Here is a 23,243-nt window from a genome sequence, read left to right as displayed (position 1 = left end):
CGGGAAGACTAACATAGAAAACATGGAACGTTTTCAGCTAGGGAGTCTTCCCGAAAGCTTGCAAGTAACTGTCAGTTATGGACAATTCTGGACAGAATTTTCGGCTTAGCGAACGCGGTACTTGGCCTCGAAGGCTTCCAGATCTGACTCGAGAATGCGGAGGAGAGAGCCAACGCGAAAGGCCGCTAAGTCACCAGACTTGATCCTTCGTCTCACAGTGCGTTCAGACGAACTCCACCGCTCTGCTACTTGTTTGATTGTGAAGCTGCATACGGAATGCGACCCGGGCCGGTACCCAATGGAACGATGTTTGTTCATTGCGAGCCCCTGTTTGAGCTTACGGGGATGCGCCTACGCTCCCATTCCTCGAGCGCAGTTTGGCTTTGATAAAGCCTTCCATTGATTTCTATGGCCTTGGGAAAGTTCAGGCGGGGATCACGCTCCCATCGCCAGAGCGTCATATTCGATATGCCATAGCGCTCTCGAACTTTCGTGCGGGTCAGATAGATCTGCGGACTGCTCATGTGATCACCCTTTTTCACAAGTGATCACATGATTAATCACGTTACTGAGTGTTGTCGTTGGACAAGAGGTTCCAAGCGTTTGTCCAACTTTTGGAAGCATCTCTTGAAGCCTAAGTTCCTCTGCCGAAAGGAGGAGTGCTGGCTGTTAGCGGGCACGAGATAAGCCATGAGCAAATTTAAGGCTCTAACCGACAAGTGGTTTATGCAGATGTCACTGCGAAGATGCCGCCCAATGGATCGCGCAGATTTGCGATCAACAAGCCAGAAGCAGGTTTGATCTCTGACGGATCACGCAGTCGTTCGTATCAACCATTGTGCTCAGGCGTTGCGCGTCTACGGGATTTCTTCCAGGCAATATAGCCATCAGGCACACTATCTGGCCAGTGCCTCTCGACTCGAGACATAGTCCTGAGAGCTACAGCATGAGGTTCTTCGCCGTTCGCGACATATTTTCTGTAGAGGCGTTCAACTTCTTTGCATGCGGCTTCGAAGCTATGGCCGGAGATCTTCTTCTTGACGACAGTCTCAGCACAAGCCTTCCGCAAGCTTGAACCTCTGCTAACTTGAGAAAGAACACTGAGAAAGGTGCAGTCTCTAAGATGTTCAAGCTCTGGGGGAGGCAGCACATTAGTTGCTGGATCACGACGCCAATTTCCATCGAGATCAATCAATGCGTACTCGGCAACCGCAATGATGGCGTCATAGAACCGCTGATCCCCGGTCATCTCATGAAGAAATCCAAGCTCTGCAAGAAACTCAGAGCTGGATGTCTGGTGTTGAATGCTCGGATTGAACAGGCTTTGTCCTCGCAATCCGAGGTCTTCCCAATCTTGTTTTAATGCGGCGTACCGACCCTTATCAGCCATGCGAGTTGTCTTTCCTCAATTCCTAAAGGCCGACCAGGGTAGCGGTGATGGGCGAAGAGGCGCAGATGCGGATCAATTGCAGGGTGAGGGAGGAAAAGGCATAGAGACCTCGCCAACCTAAACGTCCCTTGTCAGCATCGCTCATAATACCTCTACAGATGTCGACGTTGTCTCAATTGCGGTAGGTATAGGCACGAGACTTTGAGCTTGGCTCGAAACGAGTTCTGATACAAAGGCCCCCCATACCTCAACGGCACTTCGGCGCTCCGTCATGAACTCATGCCGTTGGTAGACGGCAACCACTCCGTGAAACGTGCCGGAGGTATGGTTCAAGCACTTCTCAACGACGTGCAGAGGGACACCCAACCGTGCGCATCCTGTTGCGAAGGTCCGCCTCAGATCGTGTAACCTCCAAGGTTGGATCACACGGTGGGTACCAATTTGTTTCTCTGCTAAGAGGCGAAGTCTCTCGACTGCCTTGGATACACCCGAGAAGGGTGTTGTACCGTCTGTCGTGAAGACGAACTCGGGGGAGGCCCCAATCATCGGCAGCCTTTTCATGAAGGCGACGATGTTAGAAGGAAGTGGGATCACATGTCCGGTGCCGTTTTTAGCCCGCTCGCGAGGGATGTTCCAAAAGCCGCTATCTAGATCAAACTCGCGCCACCGAGCCTCTAGAACTTCGGAGCGACGCTGGCCTGTCAGGATCATCAGTTGGGCTGCTCGCCCAAATGGATAGCCGATCTCGTCACCCGCTAACCAGATTGCCCGAAGTTCGTCGTCTGAAAGCACTCGATCCCGATGCACCTCAGCCGAGGGCGGCTTTAGAGAGTCCATGGGCGTAACATCCAAAAAGCCACGCTCGACCGCCCAAGCGAAGAACCGCCGCAGGGCAGCGACCAGCCGGTTAGCCTGAATAGGGGCACCACGCTCCACCATGCGATCAAGGAGGAACAGGATCTCCTGCCGGCTGATGCTGCGCAGGTCTCGATCCTGCCAAGAAGCGAGATCGGCCTTGGTCAACAAGCGCTCGGTCTCAGGCCAGGTGCGGTTGCGCGGCTTAGCGTACCGTTCGATGAACTCGGCGACGACTGCTCCAAACCGCAGCCTCGTGATCGCGTCTGCTTCCCGCTCGGCAGCGGTGCGCAAGGCTGCAGGATCTCGGCCTTCCGAGGCAAGCCGCAGGGCGGCGCGGGCCTGTTCGCGGGCGTCGCCGAGTGACAGGCGAGGGTAGGGGCCCAGCGTGAACTTCTTCGGCTTGCCATCCACGCGGTAACGCACAGCCCACGACTTAGCTCCGGAGGGCTGGACCACAAGGTAGAAGCCGGGCAGGGCACCATCAGGCAGTTCGAGGCGGCGGCTTGCATCCGGTTTGGCATTCTCGACGAAACGAGCGGTGAGAGAAGCAGGCATGTGAGATCCGGGTAACACAGGGGTAACGTGGAGGGGCTGTTATCGGCTGTTATGCAAGGATGCTAACAACACCTCACAAATGCTCTCAACCTCTTGATTTGCTTGATCCACAGCCCTTATGAATGTGATGAATTGTGAGGTACTGAAAGTGGATGAACACTGACTTTTAATCAGAGGGTCCTGGGTTCGAGTCCCAGCGCGCTCACCAACATTATCAAAGGGTTACCGGCATCTGCCCTTTGAGTTGTTTTCTCCCAGGTAGCCAATAGATAGCCAGACGATCTCCCCGACTGCACATGACCCTCGACAGAGGATCCCTGCCTAGAGGCTGATCGGCCGTTCTAGGCTGGCTTCGCCACGACCACCCGAGTAGCATAGTCCGACTCATCCGAGCAGGCGAGGGCGGGACGTATGGGGCACAACCATCACCACGATCATGACGACCACAGCCATCTCTCCGGCATCGAGTTGCGGGTGCGTGCGCTCGAGTCCATTCTGGTCGAGAAGGGCTATGTCGATCCCGCGGCCATTGATGCGCTGGTCGAGACCTATGAGGTCAAGGTAGGTCCCCGCAACGGAGCCAAGGTGGTCGCCAAGGCTTGGGCCGATCCAGATTATCGGGAGTGGCTCCGAACCGACGCGACAGCTGCCATTGCGTCACTCGGCTTCATTGGGCGTCAGGGCGAGCAAATGGTGGCGGTCGAGAATACGCCGGATCAGCACAACATGGTCGTGTGCACCTTGTGCTCCTGCTACCCGTGGCCAGTCCTCGGCCTGCCTCCTGTCTGGTACAAGTCCGCACCCTACCGTTCCCGGGCTGTGCTTGATCCCCGCGGGGTTCTCGCCGAGTTCGGCGTGCACCTGCCTGAAACTACGCGCATCCGGATCTGGGACTCGACTGCAGAGGTCAGATATCTCGTGATCCCGATGCGTCCTGATGGCACCGAAGACATGAGCCAGGAGGCATTAGCCGAACTCGTCACCCGCGACTCCATGATCGGCACTGGTCTCGCCCGGCAGCCGGAGGCTATGCGATGAATGGCGCTCAGGACCTCGGCGGGATGATGGGCTTCGGCCCGGTTGCCATTGAGCAGGATGAGCCCTGGTTCCATGCCGAGTGGGAGCGCCGGGCCTTTGGCCTGACCTTGGCCATGGGGGCCACTGGCAGCTGGAACATCGACATGAGCCGGCACGCCCGCGAGTCCCTGCCTCCTGCTGAGTATCTCACGTCAAGCTACTACGAGATCTGGACCAAAGGGGTCGAAAAACTGGTTGTTGCGTCAGGGCTCGTCTCTACGGAGGAACTGACGCGCGGCCGATCCCTTTCGGAGCCGGCGCCGATCAGGCGCGTGCTCAAGGCGGAGGATGTTCCCGCGGTGCTGGCCCGCGGCGGCCCAGCCGAGCGTCCGATTGGTCAGCCGGCGCGCTTTGCCGTTGGTGACCGGGTCCGCACCCGCAACATGCACCCGCAAGGCCACACCCGCCTGCCGCGCTATGCTCGCGGCAAGACGGGCGTTGTTGAGCTGGTTCATGGCGCTCACGTGTTTCCGGACGCGAACGCTCATGGACAAGGCGAGCAGCCGGAATGGCTCTACACGATCTGCTTCTCGGGCCAGGAGCTCTGGGGCGAGCAGGCCGATTCAACCATCAATGTCTCGATTGATGCCTGGGAGAGCTACCTTGAGCCGGTATGAAGATATGGCCCGCGTCGCTGCAGAGGTTGCCCCGATCCCTCGCGGGGATGATGGCGAGCCTGTCTTCCGCGAGCCCTGGGAGGCTCAGGCCTTCGCCATGACGCTGGCCTTGTACGAGCGGGGCCTGTTTACCTGGACGGAGTGGGCTGCGGCGCTCTCGGGGGCGATCAAGCAGGCCCAGACGGCAGGGGATTGCGACGACGGCTCGACCTACTATCAGCACTGGTTATCTGCGATCGAACAGTTGGTCAGTGACAAGGGTATCGCAAGCGAGCAGGCGCTGGCGGCACGACGGGATGCGTGGGATCGGGCGGCACATGCAACTCCACACGGGCAGCCGATCCTGCTCGATAATGATCCACTCCGCTGACCTGCGAACCAGGAGGGCGCGTGGCAACAGTGAACCGACACGCGCCTCCCTCTGGCTTCTGTGAGCGACCGAGAGCAAGCCTCTAACAGAAAGCTGGTCCTGGATAAACTTCCGCACCTAGCAGAAAGCAGACATCGAGGTGCCACTTCTCTTCGTCGCATTTTGACCCCACGCGGACTATCCGAACAAGTGCAGAGGCCTTCCCCTTCAGCTTGGAGATGTCCCAGTCAATCGGTCGGATCTGAGACGGACGGGAGCGCTAGCCACTGTGTCAGCCGGGGCTTCCGCCGGAATCAAGCAGTATGGCATTTGGACAAGGCGGATGCAGCGAGCATCCGCCTTGTTGCCTGAACTTGTCAGCGCTCGATCGTCTTGTTCCAGCGGCTGTTCCATTCCGGCCGCTTCTCGTTGATCGTATCCCAATCAAGCGTGACGGCAGTCTTCATGTACTCGTGGAACTTCTTGAGCTTGGCTTCCGCTTCGGGCGTGGGGGCCTTGGCGTTCACATTCGATGGAACGATGTTGCCGTGTTGGAGCGCCTTGGTCTGAGCCTCCGGCGAGAGGAGATAGGCGGCAAGCTTCTGAGCCAGTTCGGGCTCGCTGTTATTAGCGATGACGCATTCGGTCACCATCAGGATAACGGAGCCTTCCTTAGGCTGTGCGTATTCCACCGGAATGCTCTTCTCCTGATGAGCCGACACGGCGGTAGGGGTCAACGGGAAGATCGCAGCTTCGCCGGTCTGCACCATTTCAGAGATTTTGGCCGAACTCGGGATGTATTCGAGCACGTTCGGACCGATAGTATCCTTGAACTTGGAGAAGCCCGGCTCGACGTTTTTCTCATTGCCGCCCTGGATGCGGTTGAACATCAGGAAGGCATGCAGCCCGAAGGACGAGGCGGCCGCGGATTGGAACACGACTTTTCCCTTGTACTTCGGATCGGCGAGATCCATCCACGAGGTTGGCGGAGCCCAGCCCTTCTCCTCGAACATCTTCTTGTTGTAGGCGAGGCCCGTCATGCCAAGGTCGATGCCGATTGCCATGTCATCCTTCAGCCGGGCGCCGGGAGCGAGATCGGCCAGAGCCGGCGTATCTTTGATCTTCTCGCACAGGCCAGCGCCGATGGCGCGGATCATCACGCCGTCGTCGAGAAACATCACATGCATCTGGGGATTGGACTTGGCCGCGGTGGCCTTGGCCAGAATGTCGGACGAGGTGCCCGGTACAACCACAACCTTCACGTCGTTCGCCTTCTCGAAATCTGGGAAGACATGCTGCGTGAAGGTTTTCTCGAAGTTGCCGCCGTTCATGCCCACATAGAGCGTCTTCGTCTGCGCCTGGGCTGCGCCGGAGGCAGCGATGGTGAGCGCGGCAAAGGCCGTGGCTTGCATAAGCTTGGTCGTTTTCATCGTGCTGTTTCCCTCTTTTTTGGTTCAAGTCCGTTATCCGCCCGGGACCCTTGGATCGTGCGGGCAAATCGATCGATGGCGAAAGCTTGAATCGGCGTGCGGCTTTCACCGTCACGGACGAGCTCGGCCAGGACTTCGCCAACTCCCGGCGCGATCTGGAATCCGGCTCCCGAGAAGCCGAAGGCGTGAATCAGGTTTGGTGTGGTCCGGCTGAAGCCGATCACCGGGTTCCGGTCTGCCATCTCGCCTTCCGTACCGCTCCAGGAGCGGATGGCGTAGGCATGGCGCAGAGCCGGGAACAGGGCTGCGGCGCGGTTCATGATGGTCACGGCGCCCGAGCCAGTGGGGCGGGAGAAGTCGGGCTCTGCAAGCGGCTCGCCACGCATCCCGCCGACGATGCAGTTGCCGCGCTCAACCTGGCGCGCATAGATGCCGCCGCCTTCGGCCCCGATATTCACGCTCATGAAGACGTCGAGGGGCTCGGTAACGATCATGCTCGGATAGATCGCATGGAGCGGCACGGGCTCGCCGAACGCTTCCGCAAAGGGACCTGCCCAGGCGCCGGCGCTGTTGATCACGAAGCTCGCCTTGATCTCGGTGTTCGAGCCTGCCCACAGATAAAAGCCGTCGGTCGCCCTCTCGACATGGGACACGCGGGTGTGTTCCAGAACATCCACGCCGGCCCGCCGCGCAGCATGGGCGAAGGCTGCAGAGACAAGGCGCGGATTGGCATGCCCATCACCTGCGCACAGGGACGCGCCCATGACGTCTCCGGCGATCCAGGGAAAACGCTCCCGCAGCTGGTTTCCGCCAATCAGCTCCAGGTCGAGCCCCAGATCCGCGACGCGTGTCGCATAGGCTTCGAGCGATGCCATCTCGGCCTCGGTTCTCGCGAGCTTCAGGTGGCCTGAGCGCACGAATTCACCATCGACGCCGATGAGGTCCTTCAGGCGGGGCCAAATGGCATGAGCCCGTTGCGACAGAGCGATCTGCTCCGGCGCACGGCCCTGACGGCGCACGCCGCCGTAGTTCACGCCGCTGGCCTGCGCGCCGCAGAAGCCCTTGTCGAGAAGGACGACGGAGAAGCCCATGCGTCGCAGGGCAAGAGCCGCGGAGCTTCCGACGAGCCCGCCGCCGATGATGGCGACATCCCTGTGAAGGGCGTGGCTCATGCGGTCTCCTCCTGGGCCATAACCCCCATCGGAATGGGCTTGATGGGCGGCTGCGCGCGCAGCCGTCCTGCCGCGTCCGGCGATTGACCGCAGGCGGCGGCTAGCACTTCCATCGCCGCGCTTCCACACATCCGCCCTTGGCACCGGCCCATCCCCACACGGGTCAAGGCCTTGAGACGGTTGAGTTCGAAAACACCCTGATCGCGCACGGCAGCGCGCACGTCGCCGATGGCAATCTCCTCGCATCGGCACAGGGTCACGTCGTCGGCAATGCTGTTGGCCCAGGTCTCCGGAAACGGGAAGGCGGATTCGAGAACGTCACGAAACTTTTGGATACGGGCGAGCTTGCGCTCCAGCACCCCGATCCGCGCACGATCGACCAACAGGCCTGCATCTTCGATGAGCGCGAGGCCTGCCCGTTCTCCTGCAAGTTCGGCAGCATCCGCGCCGGCAATGCCGGCACCGTCACCTGCGATATAGACGCCGGGCATGCTGGTGCGTCCCGCGCCGTCGCGCTCAGGCCGCCATGCTCGGTCCCGCGTATCGAAGACAAACCGGCATCCCGCAAGATCGGCGAGCTGCGTTTCGGACCGTAGGGAGAAGCCATACCCCACTGCGTCGCAGGTGAGGCGATGCTCCTCACCGCGCTCGCGCCAGACAACTCCCTCGACCCTCGCTGTGCCGTCGATGAGAATCGGCTGAACCCCAAACCGAACGGCAACGCCGCGCGCCATGAGTTCAGTGACATAGCGGAAGCCGCGCAGCACGACGGATGGCTGAGCAAACAATCCGCGGAGGAGATGAAGCTTGGCCGACAACGGTGATGTGTCAAGAACGGCCGCAACCTTGGCGCCGGCTTTCACGTATTGCCAAGCAACCAGATAAAGAAGCGGTCCGGAGCCGAGAAACACAACCTCCTCGCCGATGGCGCAGCCCTGCGATTTCAAGGCGATCTGGGAGCCGCCGAGGGTAAAGACGCCCGGAAGGGTCCAGCCAGGAAAGGGAAGGACGCGGTCGGTTGCGCCGGTAGCCAGGATCAGATGGCTGAATGGGATGCGGCGCGTGCGATGACCCGTTACCGCATCCGCAACCTTGTCGCGGAGGTTCCACACCAGGGTTTCGGGATGGTAGTCGATCCTGTCTCGGATCCCTGCGAAGGTCCTGTGCAGGGCCGTAGCCTTGTTGGCCTCCGACCCGTAGAGATCCTTCGCAGAGCGTTCGTCAGGCACGAGCCTCTGGCGATAGATCTGCCCACCGCCCGATGGCGCTTCGTCAATGACGACAGGTCTGATGCCCGAGTTCACGAGGGTCTGGGCCGCAAGGATGCCGGCGGGGCCGGCGCCGACGATCAGCGGTCGCATGGCGTCGCTCACGATCTCGGCTCCGTCACGGTTCGAAGATTCATCCCCGGTTCAAGAGCCGTGGTGCAGGCGCGGATGCGCTCGCCGTCGGTTGTGAGGACCCAGCAGTCCTGGCATGCGCCCATTTGGCAGAAGCCGGCCCTGGGGCCACCGGAGAAGTCGCTGAGGCGCAGCCGATCGGACTGGGTGAGAATAGCGGTCAAAACCGTATCACCCGCACGGCCCAAGCAGGCCTCACCGTTCAGCGTGAAAGAAACGAGGGGAAGCTCTTGCCGAGCAAGGCGCCTGAGAAGAGCCATATCCATGTCCTCAGCGCTGCCCGACGAGAATGCGGTCGAGCCCGAACGCGCGATCCAGGACAAGCATAGCGGCGGCCGTGATGGCGATCATCAGGGCTGAAACTGCCGCCATCATCGGGTCGATGGACTCCGTCGCATACATGTACATGCGGACCGGCAGCGTGACGGTTGCTGGCGAGGTGACGAAGATCGACATCGTCAGCTCGTCGAAGCTGTTGATGAAGGCCAGCAGCCAGCCGCCCGTGATGCCGGGGAGGATCATGGGAGCTGTGACGCGGCGAAACGCGGTCCACTCCCCGGCACCGAGCGTCCGCGCGGCCTGCTCGGCGCTGCGGTCGAGCCCGGACAAGGCGGCGAGCACGAGACGGAGCACATAGGGCGTTACGATGATTATGTGCGTTGCGACGAGCCAGGCAAAGCTGCCCGTGGCGCCAAGGAGCGCGAACAGCCGCAGAAAGGCCACCCCGAGAACCAGATGAGGAATGATCAGCGGCGACAGAAACAGGGCATTCAGGAAGTCCCGGCCTGGGAACGAGTAGCGGCTGATGGCAAGCCCGGCAGGCACGGCGAACGCGACCGCCAATGTCGCAGAGAGCGCTGCCAGCCAGATGCTGTTCCAGAAGGACGCCATGAAATCGGGATGCGCGAACACCGCCTTGAACCAACGCAGCGACAGCCCGGTCGTTGGTAGGCTCAGCGTGTTCTCGGGTGTGAACGCGACGAGACATATGATGACTAGCGGTGCCAGGACGAACGCTAGGACAAGAACGTGAAAGGTGAGTGCGATGGTGCCATTCTTCTGCATGGTGTCATCCAAGAGTCCGGCGTGCGCGGGTCTCGACCATGCGGTTGTAGGCCAGCATGATGCAGAGGTTTGCGACAAGAACAATGATCGCGATGGTGGCTCCGAGGGGCCAGTTCAGCTCCTGGAGGTACTCGTCGTAGACCAAGGTCGCCGCCATCTTCAGGCGACGGCCGCCGAGGAGAGCGGGAACGGCGAAGGCACTGGCCGAGAGCCCGAAGACGATGAGGCTGCCGGAGAGCATGCCGAGCGTCACCTGCGGCATGACCACCCGGCGAAGAGCCGTGAAGTGGGAGGCACCGAGGGTCCAGGCTGCCGCCTCGACCATGGGATCGAGCTTCTGCAGGGCCGTCCACACCGGGATGACCATGAACGGCAGCATGACGTGAACGAGAGCAATGACGATGGCGGTCTCTGTGTAGAGGATCCTGGCCGGTGCGAACCCGACAAGCTGGAGTGCCTGGTTCACGAGGCCTTGCGAGCCGAGCAGCATGCTCCAGCCAAAGGTGCGAACGACGACGGAGACGAGCAGGGGGCCGATGATGACGAGAAGGAAAACCGAGCGCCAAGGATCGCGCATGCGCGACAGTATGTAGGCTTCTGGAACTCCGATCGCGGCACATATGAGCGTGGTCAGCGCCGCGATCCGCAACGTCCTCCAGAAGATCTCGAGGTAGTATCCATCGGTGACGACGGTGACGTAATGAGACAGCGTGAAGGTGCTCTGGATGCCGGTGGAATGATCGTAAGCCTGGAACGACAGGATGACGGTGAGCGCCAGGGGCAGGAGCACGAGCCCAAAAAAGAACAGGGCTCCGGGTCCGGCAAGCAGCCATGGGGCTGAAGGGATAGGGGAGCGCGAGGTCATCATGGTTCCCTCCCTCAAGCCGCTGCGGCGGTGCCCGCGATGATGCGCATGTTGTCCGGCGACCAGTCGAGCCCGACTTGGGAGCCTTCCGTGGCCGGCTCGACGCCCAAGTTGGGCGTGGAGACCGTCATGGTCCCGATCGGGGTCTCGACGGTGAAGAGCCACTGGCTGCCCAGGAAGAAACGGCTCGCGACGCGTCCCTCCAGGCGGCCGGCGCCAGCATCGCGCACAAGAATTTTCTCGGGGCGGATCGACAGCGTGACCGGCGTCCCTGCGGCAATCTCCGGCGCTGAGGCCTCCAGCAGGACGCCGCCGATGTCAGCGGCGCTGGACGTGCCGTTGCGGCGCCAGGTGCCGGCCAGAAGATTGGTCTTGCCGACGAAGGACGAGATGAAGGCGTTCGAGGGCTGCTCGTAGAGCCGGTACGGCGCATCCACCTGAGTCATTCGCCCGCCTTCCATCACGACCACGCGATCGCTGATGGAGAGCGCTTCGGCTTGGTCGTGGGTGACCATGATGGTGGTCGTGCCGACCTTGCGTTGGATCCGCCGCAACTCGAACTGCATCTCCTCGCGCAGCTTGGCGTCCAGATTGGAGAGAGGCTCGTCCAGCAGGAGGACCGGCGGCGCAATGACGAGGGCGCGAGCGATAGCCACACGCTGCCTTTGACCACCGGAGAGCTGGCGAGGATAACGGCCGGCGAAGGCGGAAAGCTGCACCAACATGAGCGCATCACGCACGCGCTCGTCCCGCTCGGCCTGTGGAACGCGTCGCATCTCGAGCCCGAAGGCGACGTTCTGCGCCACTGTCATGTGAGGGAAGAGGGCATAGCTCTGAAAGACGACGCCGAGACCGCGGCGGTTGGGCTTCTCGCGCGTGATGTCGCGCCCGTCGAGGGAGATCCGGCCCTCGGTGGGTTCGACGAGACCGGCGATCATCTGCAAGGTCGTTGTCTTCCCACAGCCCGACGGGCCGAGAAGCGAAACGAATTCGCCTTTGTCAATCGTCAGGCTGACATCGCGAACGGCCGTGAACGTGCCGAATTCCTTGGAAACTCCTTCGAGTGTCAGGAATGCCATTCTAGTCTCCGATCCTTGCAAAGCATCCGGCAATAAGCCCGAATGCGCACGATGCCCGGATCGGCATCACGAGCGAGGCCACAGCACAAGTCAATGTCAATGTTTCGGTATGTGAAAGTTTTTTGACATATGTTCCACTATCTGAAATAGAAACATAAATTGCATGGAACTTATTCTATATGGCGGAAGACACCGTATCTGGAACGCGGCGAGCCTTGGCGCTTCTGAAGGTTCTCGGGGCTGGGGACTCCCATGGGATGCGCCTGACCGACATCGCATCAGCCGGCGGGATCACACAACCCAGCGCTCATCGGGCCCTGAAGGTTCTTATGACAGAGGGCTTCGTCGAGCAGGTGGACGCGAGCCGCAAATACCGGCTGGCCCTCGACTTCTTCGTCCTGGCCGCGCGGGCCGCGCAGTCGGGTGGATTGCGCAGCACGGCCAAGCCGGCGCTTCTGCGCCTGTCCTCCACATTGAGCGACAGCATCTTCCTTCTGGTGCGGAATGGGTTCGACGCTGTCTGCCTGGATCGCGTGGAGGGCCCGTTCCCGATCAGGACATTCACCGGCGATATCGGTGGCAAGGTGCCTCTCGGCATCGGTCAAGGCAGCCTCGCCATCCTGTCGTTCCTGCCGGAGGAGGAGCGCGAGGCCGTGATCCGCTTCAACGTTCCCCGCCTGCTCGACCGGGGCGGCTTTGACGAGATCGGGTTGCGGATGCAGATCCGGAACGTCCGCAAGACGGGCTTCTGCAGCCTCAACACAGGCCTGATCCCCGGCATGGCCGGCGTAGGAGTGCCGATCCTTGATTCGGAGGGGCGGGCTGTTGCTGCCCTGAGCATAGGCACTTTGTTGGAGCGCCTGGAGGGGGATAGGCTGCCGCTGGTGGTCGATCTGATACGAAACGAAGCGGAAGGGATAGCCCGGCAGCTCAACCCCTTCGATCCAACCCTCCGTTATCCGACCCGAAGCCTCGGGATGGAAGCGACGTAGTCTGCCTGACAAAGGTCCGCTGCAGGCACGAGGCGGACCCTATCCGGATTTTGGCTTTGGCAGCATGAGCGGACATTCATTCAGTCCGCTTAACATTATGTTCTGACCCGATGCTGACATTCCGCTCAACCCCGGCAGCCGGAAGAATTATGTGAGCTTGCGTGCCGTCATCCGGAAAGAAGCAGGTCATAGCAGACGAGCACCCTCGTAAGGACGAAGGTCTTGCGGCCGCTCACAACGAACAGGACCACCTCGTAAGGATCCGGCGCCATGCCCTCCATCTCCATACTAGGCGAGCCCATCGGCATGCCAGCAACGGCGAGACCCTTGGCCGCTGGCCTCTCGGCGAGGAGGCGCTTGATTGCATCAGCTGGCACGTGGCCCTCGATCACGTAGCCCAGATCTCGGCGGTATGGCATGAGGCAAGATCATGCAGCAGCCTCAAGTCGGATTCTTGCTGAGGACGATCTTCAAAAGATCCTGCGCTTGTAAGGGGCAGGAATGCGCGAACAGGGCCCATGCAGCGACGCCTGTGACGAGGCTGCACCGCGTCATGTGCATGATGCTCATGGAAGTGCCTTTCCTTCAAACTCGTTGCATCGAACGGTGGTAAACAGCGCCAGCTTGCTTGACGGTCTCCTTATTGAAGAGGTTGCAGGAAGGGCGCACCACCATGCCATCCTGCCAAGGTCGTGACACTCCTGATCTCCGACGTTCCCAGCAACGACCCAATCAACATGACCTCCGGTCCGATAGTGCTGGCTCCAACCACATATGCGGATGCGCTCGAGATCCTAATCGCTACAGGATCAAGCCCGAACCAGGGGTTCTGGATATCCCCACCAGCGGCTGTGGCGAGACGATCAAGCCCGGGGGCGAGCACCTCGCGCAAGCCGACGTCCGAACGATAGCCACGCCTCAGATTGCCTTAGAGGCTGCGGTCAAGATGGCGGCCCAGCATGGTCTTGCCTCACATACCCTATGCGATGCAATTAAGGGTGAGGTCCGGGACGTCGGAAAGGTCTTGGCCGGCTTGCGCTGCAAGCGGTGCGGAGGGGCCAGTCTTTTACCCCACCGGGCGTTCTCTCGTCCGGCGGCGAGACGATGGTCACGGTCAGGGGACCAGGACGCGGTGGGGAGCAACGTTGAGTTCTTGCTGTCGCTGGCCGCGACATTCGACGGTTATTCCGGGATCCATGCCCTCGCGGGGGATACCGATGGCGTTGACGGCTCCGAGGAGATTACCGGAGCCGATCTCGCGCCGGACAGCATCGCACGTGCCTGGGCGCAGGGCATCAGCGTCAAGAGGACCCTTGCCGAGAATGATGGGCACGGCTTCTTCGGAACATTTGGCGACGGCATCGTGACCGGGCTGACCCTCACCAACGCCGGTGACTTCCGCGCGATACTCATCACCGAGAAGGCAGCGAGGCAAGCCGATTGAACCGTGCCAGAGGTCTATACGTTCCCTGGGCGGGGAGCGCGTCCCTCTATGGGATAGGCGGGGTCATTGTATCCGGGTGTAGAGGGGTGGCCTGTAACGACAAGCCCATCGACGAATGCTTCGTCCTCAGATGAAAAACGATAATCGAGAGCCCCTACGTAGTCGTCCCACTGCTCCTCAGTACGCGGGCCGCCAATCACAGCCGTGACAAAGCTGTTGTTCAGCACCCAGGCTACAGCAAACTGCCCCGCTGTTATCCCTCGACCTTCGGCATGGCGCTTGATCTCCTGGGCGATTCGCAAAGACTCCGGACGCCACTCAGTCTGCATCATACGTGTGTCCTGTCGGCCAGCCCGGCTGGTCTCGGGCGGTGGCGCATCGGGGTTGTATTTTCCGGTAAGGACACCGCGCGCAAGAGGTGAGTAGGGCACCACGCCAAGACCATAGTGATGACAGGCCGGCAAGTGTTCGACCTCAGGCATTCGGTTCATCGCATTGTAGTAGGGCTGGCTTACGATGGGCCGGTCTATTCCGAGTTCATCGCACAGGCGACATATCTCGGCTACGCGCCAGGCGCGGTGGTTGGACACCCCGAAGTAACGGATCTTCCCCTGCCGCACGAGGTCGCCCATGGCTCGAACAGTTTCTGTCAGGGGCGTCGTATGATCTTCCTTATGGAGATAGTAGATATCGATCCAGTCCGTTCCGAGCCGGTGCAGGCTTGCCTCCGCAGCTTCCATGATGTGCTTGCGCGAAAGGCCCCTGTCGTTTGGTCCAGATCCCATAGGGTTGGCTACTTTGGTGGCGAGAACCCAGTGAGTACGATTGGGGGCAATTGCACGCCCGGTAACCTCTTCGGATCGGCCTTCGTTGTACATGTCTGCCGTGTCGATGAAGTTGATCCCGCTTCCATAGGCCTTGTTGATAATCCGTGCTGAAAGAGCCTCGTCTGTCTGACCGCCGAACATCATCGTGCCCAGACAAATTGGCGAGACCTTGAGGCCGGAGCGGCCCAGACTGCGGTACTCCATTGTGACGCCCTCCCTATGCTATGGTGGACTACACCGCCTTCTGATCACTTCTACAAGGTAGGGGCTGCTGTACACACGGAAAATCGAGCTTTAGAAACGCGAAAAGTCTCCTCATGCAGCTAGGTTCAAGAAAGTCCGCAGCAGCCATTTTGGACTTCTTCAACAAAATCGACGCCATCAAGACGTAAGCGCTCGGTCCGCTGCATGACTTAAGGGACGACATTTGTTGAGCGGCCGGAATGTGAAAGTTTGATCCATAAGACACCTCCAGCTCGCTCCTCGCTGAAAGTGCGTCGTGATGAAGATCCAAGAGAATGGGCGTCTTCAATGGAAGAATAGTGTTGTGAGGCTAAGTAATACCGTTCAGGGCGAGGTAGGACCGGATGACCTGACTGTCGTCCGCCTTGCCGTCTCCGCGCCCCGAGGTCGCAAGAAACATCTGCTGGGCCGCCGCCGCCAAGGGCAGCGCTGCCTTCACGTCTCGGCCGGCATCCAGGACAATGCCGAGATCCTTGACGAAGATGTCGACGGCGCTCGTCACCTCCGGCTCTGCCTCCAGCATGCGTTGGCCTCGGTCCTTGAGCATCCAGCTCGATGCTGACGAACCGCTCATAATCTCCAAAAGGATCCTGAGATCGACACCGACCTTCGCCGCTAGGGCAAAAGCCTCCGCCACCACGGCGATGTGCACGCCGCAGAGGAGCTGGTTGACCGTCTTTACCATTGCGCCCTGTGCAGGGCGCTCGCCGACGTGGAACACCTTGTCGCCGAGAGCATTGAAAGCTGGCTTGGCCATCTCGAACGTGTCCTTTGCTACGAGGTGAGGCGCTGATGCGCCACGTCGGCCGGGCCTTTGATGAACTGCGGCGTGGGATGGAGGTCGTCTCGACCCGCGGACCCAGGCTCCTGCGCCTGCACTGTGCACCAAGCTTTGCGGCGCAGTGGCTGACACCGAGGTTGGCTGATTTCATGAAACACCATCCAGGTGTCGAACTCCGGCTCGCCGCTGGTACCGATTACACGCGTTTCACCTCCGATGAGTTCGATGCAGATATCGTCTATGGCCCACCACGTGTGGAGGGGCTGGTTGTCGTGCCTCTCGGAGAGGAAGTCATCGCGCCCATGTGTGCGCCTGAACTTGCGGAGATGATCACAACGCCAGCGGATCTGTTCAACCATGTACTGATCCAAACGGACAGCAAGCAGATCCAATGGTCGGACTGGTTCACAGCAGATAGCTTGATTGCGCCTCCGCCTAATGGGAGCAGGTTCGATCGCAGCTTCCTGGCCATCGCCGTAGCTACTCAAGGCCTGGGTGTCGCCTTGGAATCCACTCGCCTCGCAGAGAGGGAACTCGCGTCGGGCCGCTTGGTCATGCCCTTGGAGCGAACATCAATCCCTGTGCGTTATGTCGGGCACAATCTGGTGTTTCCCCGCCACGTCCGGCAACGCCAACCCCTGAGGACCTTTGCCGAGTGGCTTCTGGCGGAGCTTGGGGTCGTGGCCCAAGTGCCCCTCGATAGAGCCGTAACCGACGCTTCCCGTACTGCTGACGGCTGACCTGAAAAGGAAAACCCGCCTCGCGGCGGGTTTCAACTCTTGGGCATTATCTACGGCATCGGCTCACAAGGCTGAATTTTCCAAAGCGAGCCTTGGCGACACGACGAGCACTAGATCCCGTGAGCAAATACCCTCAGTAGTAGTAAACGCCACGCTTCGCATTCGCCAATGCACGGGCCCCTCGGATCTCGCCCGTACGGACCAAGGTGTTCCAAATACCACGCCCAAAGCTCTTCAAAATAGCAATTAACATCGCGATCAGCCCCATGTCTTATGCATTGCGATACGACTTATGTATTATGTTCTGCGCGCCTATCAACTTGTTTTATGTGGTTTATCCATGCGTTAGAAGCATAGCAAAGATGCTACTAAAGTCGGACTCAATTAACCGAATTTAAATTTTCCGCTCAGGTACTCGCGTCCGTAAGGCCAAGTCTCGATGCTCGATTTTGTGGCGCGAACTACCCGCCTTTGGCACTGTCGATCGATAGCCTGGTCCTCGGCAGGCTCTTGGGACGAGGATCTCGAAACAGGGCAGGCGCGGCGAGATCAACGAGGCGAGGAAGGTTGGCAGGGGTTTACCTGTAACAGTCGCCGGCCCACCCCGGAGAGCCTCTCCAGGTAAACATACAGGACAGGCGTGATAAAGAGGGTGAGCAACTGCGAGCCGATCAGACCACCGATCACCACAACCCCAAGCGGCTGACGCAGCTCGGATCCGGCGCCCTGGCCAAGGGCAATGGGAACAGCGCCGGCCAGAGCCACGGCGGTGGTCATCATGATCGGACGAAAGCGGACCAGGCAAGCCTCCCGGATCGCAGCGGACGGTGAGAGGCCTTCGCGCTGACGGACGATAGCCAGGTCGATCATCATGATGGCGTTCTTCTTGACGATCCCGAACAGCAACAGGACACCGATCAACCCCATGATACTCAATTCCATCTGGTAGAGGTGGAGGGCGGCAACCGCCCCGATGGCGGCGGCCGGCAGTCCTGCCAGGATCGTGACCGGATGCACAAGGCTCTCGTACAGCATGCCAAGGACGATGTAGATCGTCAGGATCGCTGCCGCGAGCAGCAGCGGCTGATTGCGCACCATATCCTGGAAGACGCGAGCTGTTCCTGAAAAGCCCGTCGTCACGGTCGCAGGGACGCCTTCTTCGAGTTTGAGGGCATTGACCCGATTGACGGCTTCACCAAGCGCATTTCCCACAGGCGTATCGAAGGAAATCGTCACGACTGGCCGCTGCCCAAGCTGGGCGATGGAGCGCGGGCCCGCCGTTCGCTCCATCGAGGCGAAAGACGAGAGTGGAACTAGGCTGCCGCTTGCCGATCGTACGGCCATGAGGTCGAGCGGCTCCATAGTTTGCGCGAAGCGAGGATCAAGCTCGATCAGAACCTGATAACTATCTGCGCCGCCATGGATCACTGCCGCCTGCCGATTAGCGAACCCGGTGTGCAGTGTCGAACGGATCTGCTCGGACGTGATCCCAAGCTGGCGGGCCTTGTCCTGGTCGATGCGGATCATGGCCTGCAGGGCAGTCTCCTGAGCATCGCTCCTGACGCTGGTGAACATGGCATCCTGGCTCATCCTACGAGCCAGCCGCGCCGACCAGTGCTGCAGTTCGGCAATCGTCTGGGCCTGCATTGTAAACTGGTACGCGCTCCTGCCAGACTGGCCTCCCATTCGGGCATTCTGGGCCGTCGTGACAAGGCTCTCGATGCCGGGCAGTTGATCCAGCTGACGGCGCAGATCCGTCAGCACCTGGGCAAGTGGCGGCCGCTCGTCCTTGGCTCTCATCTCCACGAACAGCCGCCCCTCGTTGAGACTTGTGGTACCTGTCGCGCCGATGTCTGAAACCACCTCGGCCACATGTGGAGAGGCGCGCAGCACCTGCTCGACCTGACGCTGCAACTCGACCATGGCCGAGAAGGACACATCCTGGCGCGCACGGGTCGAGACCATGATCTGCCCGATATCCTCCTGCGGCAGGAAACCCTTTGGAATGGTTCGGAACAGCCAGCCGGAGGCGACAAGGCTGATGAGAAACAGGATCAGCACCAGAGGGCGACAGCGCAGGCTCAAGTCGAGGCATACGCCATAACAGCGTGTCAGCCCTGACATCGCGCGATCCGCCATGTTGCGGCAGCCGGATTCCTGCCGCCTATTATCGAGCAGGCGGGCAGCGAGCATCGGCGTGAGGCTTAAGGATACCAGAGCGGAGATCGCCAGTGAAATCGAGACCGTAATGGCGAACGGGTTGAGGATGCGTCCGACCACCCCATCCATCAGCAGCAGCGGAATGAATGCCGCGACGAGTGATGCGGTGATCGATATGACAGTGAAGCCCACCTCCTTCGCTCCCATCAGGGCTGCCGCGTGGGGCGAGGCTCCAGCTTCGATATGACGTACGATGTTGTCGGTCACCACGATGGCGTCATCGACCACGAGACCGACTGACAGGGGCAGGGCCAGCAGGGTGATGTTGTCCAGGGACAACCCGAGTGCGTACATGGCCGCAAAGGTGGCCGCAACCGAAACCGGAATGGTGACGCTTGAGATCATGGTCGTGGCAAGTCGGCCGATGCCGAGGAAAAGGATGGCACAGACAAGGCCGATGGTGAGCACCAAGGTGAATGTGACATCCCTGATGGCCGTGCGAATCGAAACAGACCGATCGTTCATCGTGGTGAGGGATACGCCAGCCCCCAGCTCCTCCTGGATGCGAGGCAGGGCTTCTCGAACCTGATCCACCACGTCTATTGTGCTTGCATTAGGCTGGCGCTGCACCGCCAAGACAAGCGCAGGTGAGCCATCGTGCCTGCTGGCGCGCTGATTGTCCTCAACGGAGTCGATCACTTTGGCGACGTCTCCAAGGCGAAGAGGCCGACCATTACGGTTCGCAATGATGAGATCGCGCCAGGCTTGCGCGTCACCAAGCTGTGTTATGACCTCAAGGTTGAGCCGCTGGTCCGATTTCGTGAGAGATCCGATGGGCATATGAGCGTTGGCCGCTCGGACGGCGCGCTCCACCTCGTCCATGCCGATGCCGCGTGCTGCCAGAGTCAGTGGATCAAGCTGAATGCGCACAGCATACTTCTGACTGCCTGAAATTGTGACCTGGGCGACGCCGGCAATTGCAGACAGACGCGGTGAGATCACGGTCCGGACGAACGCATCGAGCCGCCATAGGGGGTATGTGTCGCTTCTCAGGACGATCAGCACGACTGGGGCGTCTGCCGGGTTGAGTTTGCGGTAAACAGGCGGGCTCTCCATCTCAACCGGCAGCTGCGGCTGTGCGCGTGCGATGGCGGCTTGGACATCTGTCGCCGCCATATCGATGTCGCGCTCAAGTGCAAACTCCAGAGTGATCGAGGACGCGCCGGGAACGTTGGTCGTGCTGATCTCCCGAACGGATGGGATAGTCGAGAACTCCTTTATCAGTGGCATCGATACGGTAGTCGCCATGGTCTCAGGACTCGCACCTGGCAGCACGGTCATGACGGAAATAGTAGGACTGTCTATCTGGGGTAGGGCGGCGACAGGAAGATGCCGGTATGCCATGAGCCCCGCAAGCGTCAGGGCTGCGGTCAGCAGGAGTGTAGCGACAGGCCGTCTGATGAAGGGGGCCGAAGCATTCATCGGCGCACGGGTCCGACTTCCGCCGTGCGGGAACTCTGCGCCAGCGGCTTAGGAGCCAAAGCTGCCTCGATTATTGAACTGCCCTCCCGCAGCCGCGCGTAACCTTCGACTACCACGCGCTCGCCGGGATTGAGCCCTTTGGCGATTACGGCCTCGTCATTCCTGGTGTCGAGGGGCTCAACCGGGCGCATCTCGACGATGTCCCCTGGTCCAACAACGTAGACATAGGAGCCGCCGCCGCCCGCCTGCAGCGCGACGAGCGGCACGGTCGCCGCCTCTGGATATGTGCCGAGCGTCAGATCAATGCGAACATATTGCCCCGGCCATAATCCATTGCTGGCATTCAAGACAGCCTTCGCCAGGATTGTGCCTGAACTGACGTCAACCGACGAATCGATGAATGTCAGGTCCGCCTCCGCTGACATTTGAACATCTTGGCCGGCGAGAACGCGGGCGCGGCCCTTGTCCTTGGGATCGGCAAAAGCCGCGCGCAGCAACGGAAGATCGCGCTCCGGCAGGGAGAACGAGACCTGCAAGGGTGACATGCGTGTAATGGTGACCAGTCCATCCCCGGAGAGGTCGGATCCACGCACGACATGACCTACGTCACCCTGAACGACGCCGGCACGTCCGCTGATCGGCGCCGTAATCCTGGTGTGCCCCAGCTTGGCCCGTTCCATGGCGAGTGCCGCCTCGCTTGCCGCAACGTTGGCCGCGGCAATCCTGACCTCGGCCTCGGCCTCTTCGGCCTGGGCTTGAGTGGAGACGGATCGGGCCAACAACTCCTGGGTTCGCTTGAGCGCAGCCTGCGCTTTGGCCAGCACGGCTCGGTCGCGGACAAGGGCTGCCTCCCCGCGGGCAATCTGCGCCTGGAGCTCGCGATCGTCGAGGCGGAACAGAAGGTCACCGGCTGCGACCTCAGCACCGTCACGGACATGCCGCTCGACGATGGTGCCGTCGATGCGGGTCCGCACAATGACGCGTGCCGTCGGCTCGATCCAGCCGATGCTGGTCCGGGTGATCGGCATTGCCCTTGCATGGACCGGGACGGTGATCACGGCGACCGGTGGCTGGATGTTCTGCGATGGGGAGATCTGAACCGGCGCTGTAGGATTGGGAGCTGTACTTGAAGGCCCCAGCAGCTTGATAGCCGAGGTCCGAGCTGCGGCCTGTCCCTCCGCTCCTGATAACACATACCAGAGCCCTCCTGCGCACACGACCATGAGCAGGAGAAAAGCGCCGCGGATCATTGGCTACGCTCCATCGTCCACAACGTCTGCATGCGCTCCTGCGGTTCGAGCACCAATCCGCTGAAGGGCAGATCGAGTGCCTTCCACGTCTCGACGAGAGCTTGCGTCAATGCCGCAATATGAGCTTCGGTATGTAGAGGGCCCGGAGTGATGCGCAGGCGCTCCGTGCCGCGGGGCACGGTGGGGTAGTTGATCGGCTGGATATAGATGCCGTGCTTCTCCAGCAGGTGGTCGGAGGCCGCCTTGCAAGCCTCCGCATCACCCACCATCACCGGCACGATATGAGTTGGGGTTGCCAGCAGGGGCAGGTCGGCGCGGATCAGGGCATCCTTGAGCTGAGCGACCTGGCATTGCTGCCCCTGACGCTCAGATCGCGAAACCTTGAGATGGCGGACGGACGCTGTTGCTGCGGCCGCCACGCTCGGGGGCAGAGCCGTGCTGAAGATGAAGCCCGGCGCATAGCTGCGCACGGCATCGATGACCGAAGCAGCAGCTGCAATGTAGCCGCCCATGACACCGAAGGCTTTGCCGAGCGTGCCCTCGATCACGTCGATCCGGTGCATCACGCCAAGGCGTTCCGCGAGACCTGCTCCGCGGGAGCCGTACATGCCTACCGCATGGACCTCGTCGATATAGGTCATGGCGCCGTAGCGCTCGGCCAGGTCGCAGATCTGGCGGATGGGCGCCACATCGCCGTCCATGGAGTAAATGCTCTCGAACACAATGAGCTTGGGCCGGTCGCCTGCCGCCTGGAGCAACTCCTCCAAGTGCTCGAGATCGTTGTGGCGGAAGATCGCCTTGTCGCAGCCGGATTGGCGCACGCCCTCGATCATGGAGTTGTGGTTCAGCGCATCCGAGAGGATCAGGCAGTTCGGGATCAGCCGGGCGAGCGTCGCGATGCCGGTCTGGTTCGAGACATAGCCTGAGGTGAAGACCAGTGCCGCTTCCTTGTGGTGCAGGTCGGCAAGCTCACGCTCCAGTTCGACGAGGGGATGGCTGTTGCCGGAAATGTTGCGCGTGCCGCCGGCTCCCGTTCCATGCCGGAGAGCCGCACTCATCATCGCCTCGACGACGGAGGGATGCTGGCCCATGCCGAGATAATCATTGGAGCACCAGACCGTAATGGGGCGCGGACCGTTCGGGGAGTGCCAGATTGCCTTGGGATAACGCCCGGCCAGACGTTCGAGGTCAACGAAAGAGCGATAGCGCCGCTCAGCCTTCAGCCGCGCAATGGCGGCATCGAAATAACTTGTGTAATTCGTAGCCGGAGGAACCTTCCAGATCGGTGGAGGCGCGGGCCTTGCGCCCATTAGCGGCGCGGGATAGCGGGTCAGCAATGCCGCAGCTGTCTCACACCTGCCGTCCACCTCATAGGTTTCCGTAAGCTTTGCCCAGCAGCGTGGGAACTGCGCATCGCTGTGGCAGCGCCTCTCCATGACCATTGCAGCCCCCTGCGCCCTCTGCTGG

19 protein-coding genes, 1 tRNA gene and 4 pseudogenes are annotated in these 23,243 nt (G+C 60.7%); 8 read left to right on the top strand and 16 right to left on the bottom strand.

The window, feature by feature from the left end:
* Positions 1-105 precede the first annotated feature (105 nt).
* The 3 genes from JKG68_RS34650 to JKG68_RS01770 form a co-directional block, all read right to left on the bottom strand.
* Entirely contained in the window at positions 106-318 is a 213-nt protein-coding gene (locus JKG68_RS34650) for a helix-turn-helix domain-containing protein (RefSeq protein WP_202055350.1), read from the bottom strand.
* 511 nt (positions 319-829) lie between these two features.
* Entirely contained in the window at positions 830-1,390 is a 561-nt protein-coding gene (locus JKG68_RS01775) for a hypothetical protein (RefSeq protein ID WP_202055349.1), read from the bottom strand.
* Positions 1,391-1,531: 141 nt separating this feature from the next.
* Complete coding sequence (locus JKG68_RS01770; protein WP_202055348.1) at positions 1,532-2,803, bottom strand: tyrosine-type recombinase/integrase; 1,272 nt, start codon at positions 2,801-2,803, stop codon at positions 1,532-1,534.
* Positions 2,804-2,939: 136 nt separating this feature from the next.
* Between JKG68_RS01770 and JKG68_RS01765 the strand changes: the two genes are divergently transcribed.
* From JKG68_RS01765 to JKG68_RS01750, 4 genes are all read left to right on the top strand, one after another.
* A tRNA-Ser gene (locus tag JKG68_RS01765) sits at positions 2,940-3,011 on the top strand.
* A 203-nt stretch (positions 3,012-3,214) separates the two neighbouring features.
* On the top strand, positions 3,215-3,841 hold the full coding sequence (gene nthA / locus JKG68_RS01760) for a nitrile hydratase subunit alpha (protein ID WP_202055347.1): 627 nt from the start codon (positions 3,215-3,217) through the stop codon (positions 3,839-3,841).
* Positions 3,838-4,497 (top strand): nitrile hydratase subunit beta, encoded by a 660-nt coding sequence (gene nthB / locus JKG68_RS01755; protein WP_202055346.1) that lies wholly within the window; start codon positions 3,838-3,840, stop codon positions 4,495-4,497. Before nthA ends, nthB begins: the two co-directional genes overlap by 4 nt.
* Before the next feature lie 4 nt (positions 4,498-4,501).
* Positions 4,502-4,867 (top strand): nitrile hydratase accessory protein, encoded by a 366-nt coding sequence (locus JKG68_RS01750; RefSeq protein ID WP_202055390.1) that lies wholly within the window; start codon positions 4,502-4,504, stop codon positions 4,865-4,867.
* 356 nt (positions 4,868-5,223) lie between these two features.
* Here the strand turns inward: JKG68_RS01750 and JKG68_RS01745 are convergent, their stop codons facing one another.
* From JKG68_RS01745 to JKG68_RS01715, 7 genes are read right to left on the bottom strand one after another with little or no spacing between them, the layout of a single operon-like run.
* Positions 5,224-6,258 (bottom strand): ABC transporter substrate-binding protein, encoded by a 1,035-nt coding sequence (locus JKG68_RS01745; RefSeq protein ID WP_202055389.1) that lies wholly within the window; start codon positions 6,256-6,258, stop codon positions 5,224-5,226.
* 14 nt (positions 6,259-6,272) lie between these two features.
* Complete coding sequence (locus JKG68_RS01740) at positions 6,273-7,448, bottom strand: NAD(P)/FAD-dependent oxidoreductase (RefSeq protein ID WP_202055345.1); 1,176 nt, start codon at positions 7,446-7,448, stop codon at positions 6,273-6,275.
* Entirely contained in the window at positions 7,445-8,821 is a 1,377-nt protein-coding gene (locus JKG68_RS01735; RefSeq protein ID WP_202055344.1) for an FAD/NAD(P)-dependent oxidoreductase, read from the bottom strand. Before JKG68_RS01735 ends, JKG68_RS01740 begins: the two co-directional genes overlap by 4 nt.
* On the bottom strand, positions 8,818-9,108 hold the full coding sequence (locus JKG68_RS01730; protein ID WP_202055343.1) for a (2Fe-2S)-binding protein: 291 nt from the start codon (positions 9,106-9,108) through the stop codon (positions 8,818-8,820). Before JKG68_RS01730 ends, JKG68_RS01735 begins: the two co-directional genes overlap by 4 nt.
* Positions 9,109-9,118: 10 nt before the next feature.
* Positions 9,119-9,913, bottom strand: coding sequence for an ABC transporter permease (locus tag JKG68_RS01725; protein WP_202055342.1), 795 nt, complete (start codon positions 9,911-9,913; stop codon positions 9,119-9,121).
* Between the two features lie 4 nt (positions 9,914-9,917).
* Positions 9,918-10,781 (bottom strand): ABC transporter permease, encoded by an 864-nt coding sequence (locus JKG68_RS01720; protein ID WP_376773099.1) that lies wholly within the window; start codon positions 10,779-10,781, stop codon positions 9,918-9,920.
* 11 nt (positions 10,782-10,792) lie between these two features.
* Positions 10,793-11,857: an ABC transporter ATP-binding protein gene (locus tag JKG68_RS01715; RefSeq protein ID WP_202055341.1), complete on the bottom strand. Its 1,065-nt coding sequence runs from the start codon at positions 11,855-11,857 to the stop codon at positions 10,793-10,795.
* A 179-nt stretch (positions 11,858-12,036) separates the two neighbouring features.
* Between JKG68_RS01715 and JKG68_RS01710 the strand changes: the two genes are divergently transcribed.
* Positions 12,037-12,849, top strand: a complete 813-nt coding sequence (locus tag JKG68_RS01710) for an IclR family transcriptional regulator (protein ID WP_202055340.1) — start codon at positions 12,037-12,039, stop codon at positions 12,847-12,849.
* Between the two features lie 167 nt (positions 12,850-13,016).
* On the opposite strand, the pseudogene JKG68_RS01705 reads toward JKG68_RS01710, so the two are convergent.
* Positions 13,017-13,279 (bottom strand): annotated as a pseudogene (locus JKG68_RS01705) (DUF411 domain-containing protein); the annotation flags it as partial.
* A gap of 256 nt (positions 13,280-13,535) precedes the next feature.
* Here JKG68_RS01705 and JKG68_RS01700 point away from each other — a divergent pair.
* Together JKG68_RS01700 and JKG68_RS34470 are read left to right on the top strand one after the other, a co-directional pair.
* A pseudogene (locus JKG68_RS01700) lies at positions 13,536-13,760 on the top strand (DUF4147 domain-containing protein); the annotation flags it as partial.
* Positions 13,761-13,981: 221 nt separating this feature from the next.
* Entirely contained in the window at positions 13,982-14,293 is a 312-nt protein-coding gene (locus JKG68_RS34470; protein WP_202055338.1) for an MOFRL family protein, read from the top strand.
* A 14-nt stretch (positions 14,294-14,307) separates the two neighbouring features.
* Here the strand turns inward: JKG68_RS34470 and JKG68_RS01690 are convergent, their stop codons facing one another.
* The gene (locus JKG68_RS01690; protein ID WP_202055337.1) at positions 14,308-15,324 is read right to left on the bottom strand and encodes an aldo/keto reductase; all 1,017 of its coding nucleotides are present in this window, start codon (positions 15,322-15,324) and stop codon (positions 14,308-14,310) included.
* 349 nt (positions 15,325-15,673) lie between these two features.
* Positions 15,674-16,111: pseudogene (locus tag JKG68_RS01685) on the bottom strand (NAD(P)-dependent oxidoreductase); the annotation flags it as partial.
* 32 nt (positions 16,112-16,143) lie between these two features.
* On the opposite strand from JKG68_RS01685, the pseudogene JKG68_RS01680 reads away from it, so the two are divergent.
* Positions 16,144-16,884 (top strand): annotated as a pseudogene (locus JKG68_RS01680) (LysR substrate-binding domain-containing protein); the annotation flags it as partial.
* A 549-nt stretch (positions 16,885-17,433) separates the two neighbouring features.
* Here the strand turns inward: JKG68_RS01680 and JKG68_RS01675 are convergent.
* The 3 genes from JKG68_RS01675 to hemA are packed head-to-tail and all read right to left on the bottom strand — an operon-like array spanning position 17,434 to position 23,086.
* Positions 17,434-20,526, bottom strand: coding sequence for an efflux RND transporter permease subunit (locus JKG68_RS01675; protein WP_202055334.1), 3,093 nt, complete (start codon positions 20,524-20,526; stop codon positions 17,434-17,436).
* A complete protein-coding gene (locus JKG68_RS01670) occupies positions 20,523-21,776 on the bottom strand; it encodes an efflux RND transporter periplasmic adaptor subunit (RefSeq protein ID WP_202055333.1) in 1,254 nt (417 codons plus the stop codon). The genes JKG68_RS01675 and JKG68_RS01670 overlap by 4 nt, the downstream gene beginning before the upstream one ends.
* Positions 21,773-23,086, bottom strand: coding sequence for a 5-aminolevulinate synthase (gene hemA, locus JKG68_RS01665; RefSeq protein ID WP_202055387.1), 1,314 nt, complete (start codon positions 23,084-23,086; stop codon positions 21,773-21,775). The genes JKG68_RS01670 and hemA overlap by 4 nt, the downstream gene beginning before the upstream one ends.
* Positions 23,087-23,243 lie beyond the last annotated feature (157 nt).

The organism is Microvirga aerilata (assembly GCF_016743775.1).
GTDB lineage: Bacteria > Pseudomonadota > Alphaproteobacteria > Rhizobiales > Beijerinckiaceae > Microvirga > Microvirga aerilata.
The sequence above is the reverse complement of the archived record's forward strand: the minus strand, read 5'-3'. Positions and strand labels throughout refer to the sequence as shown.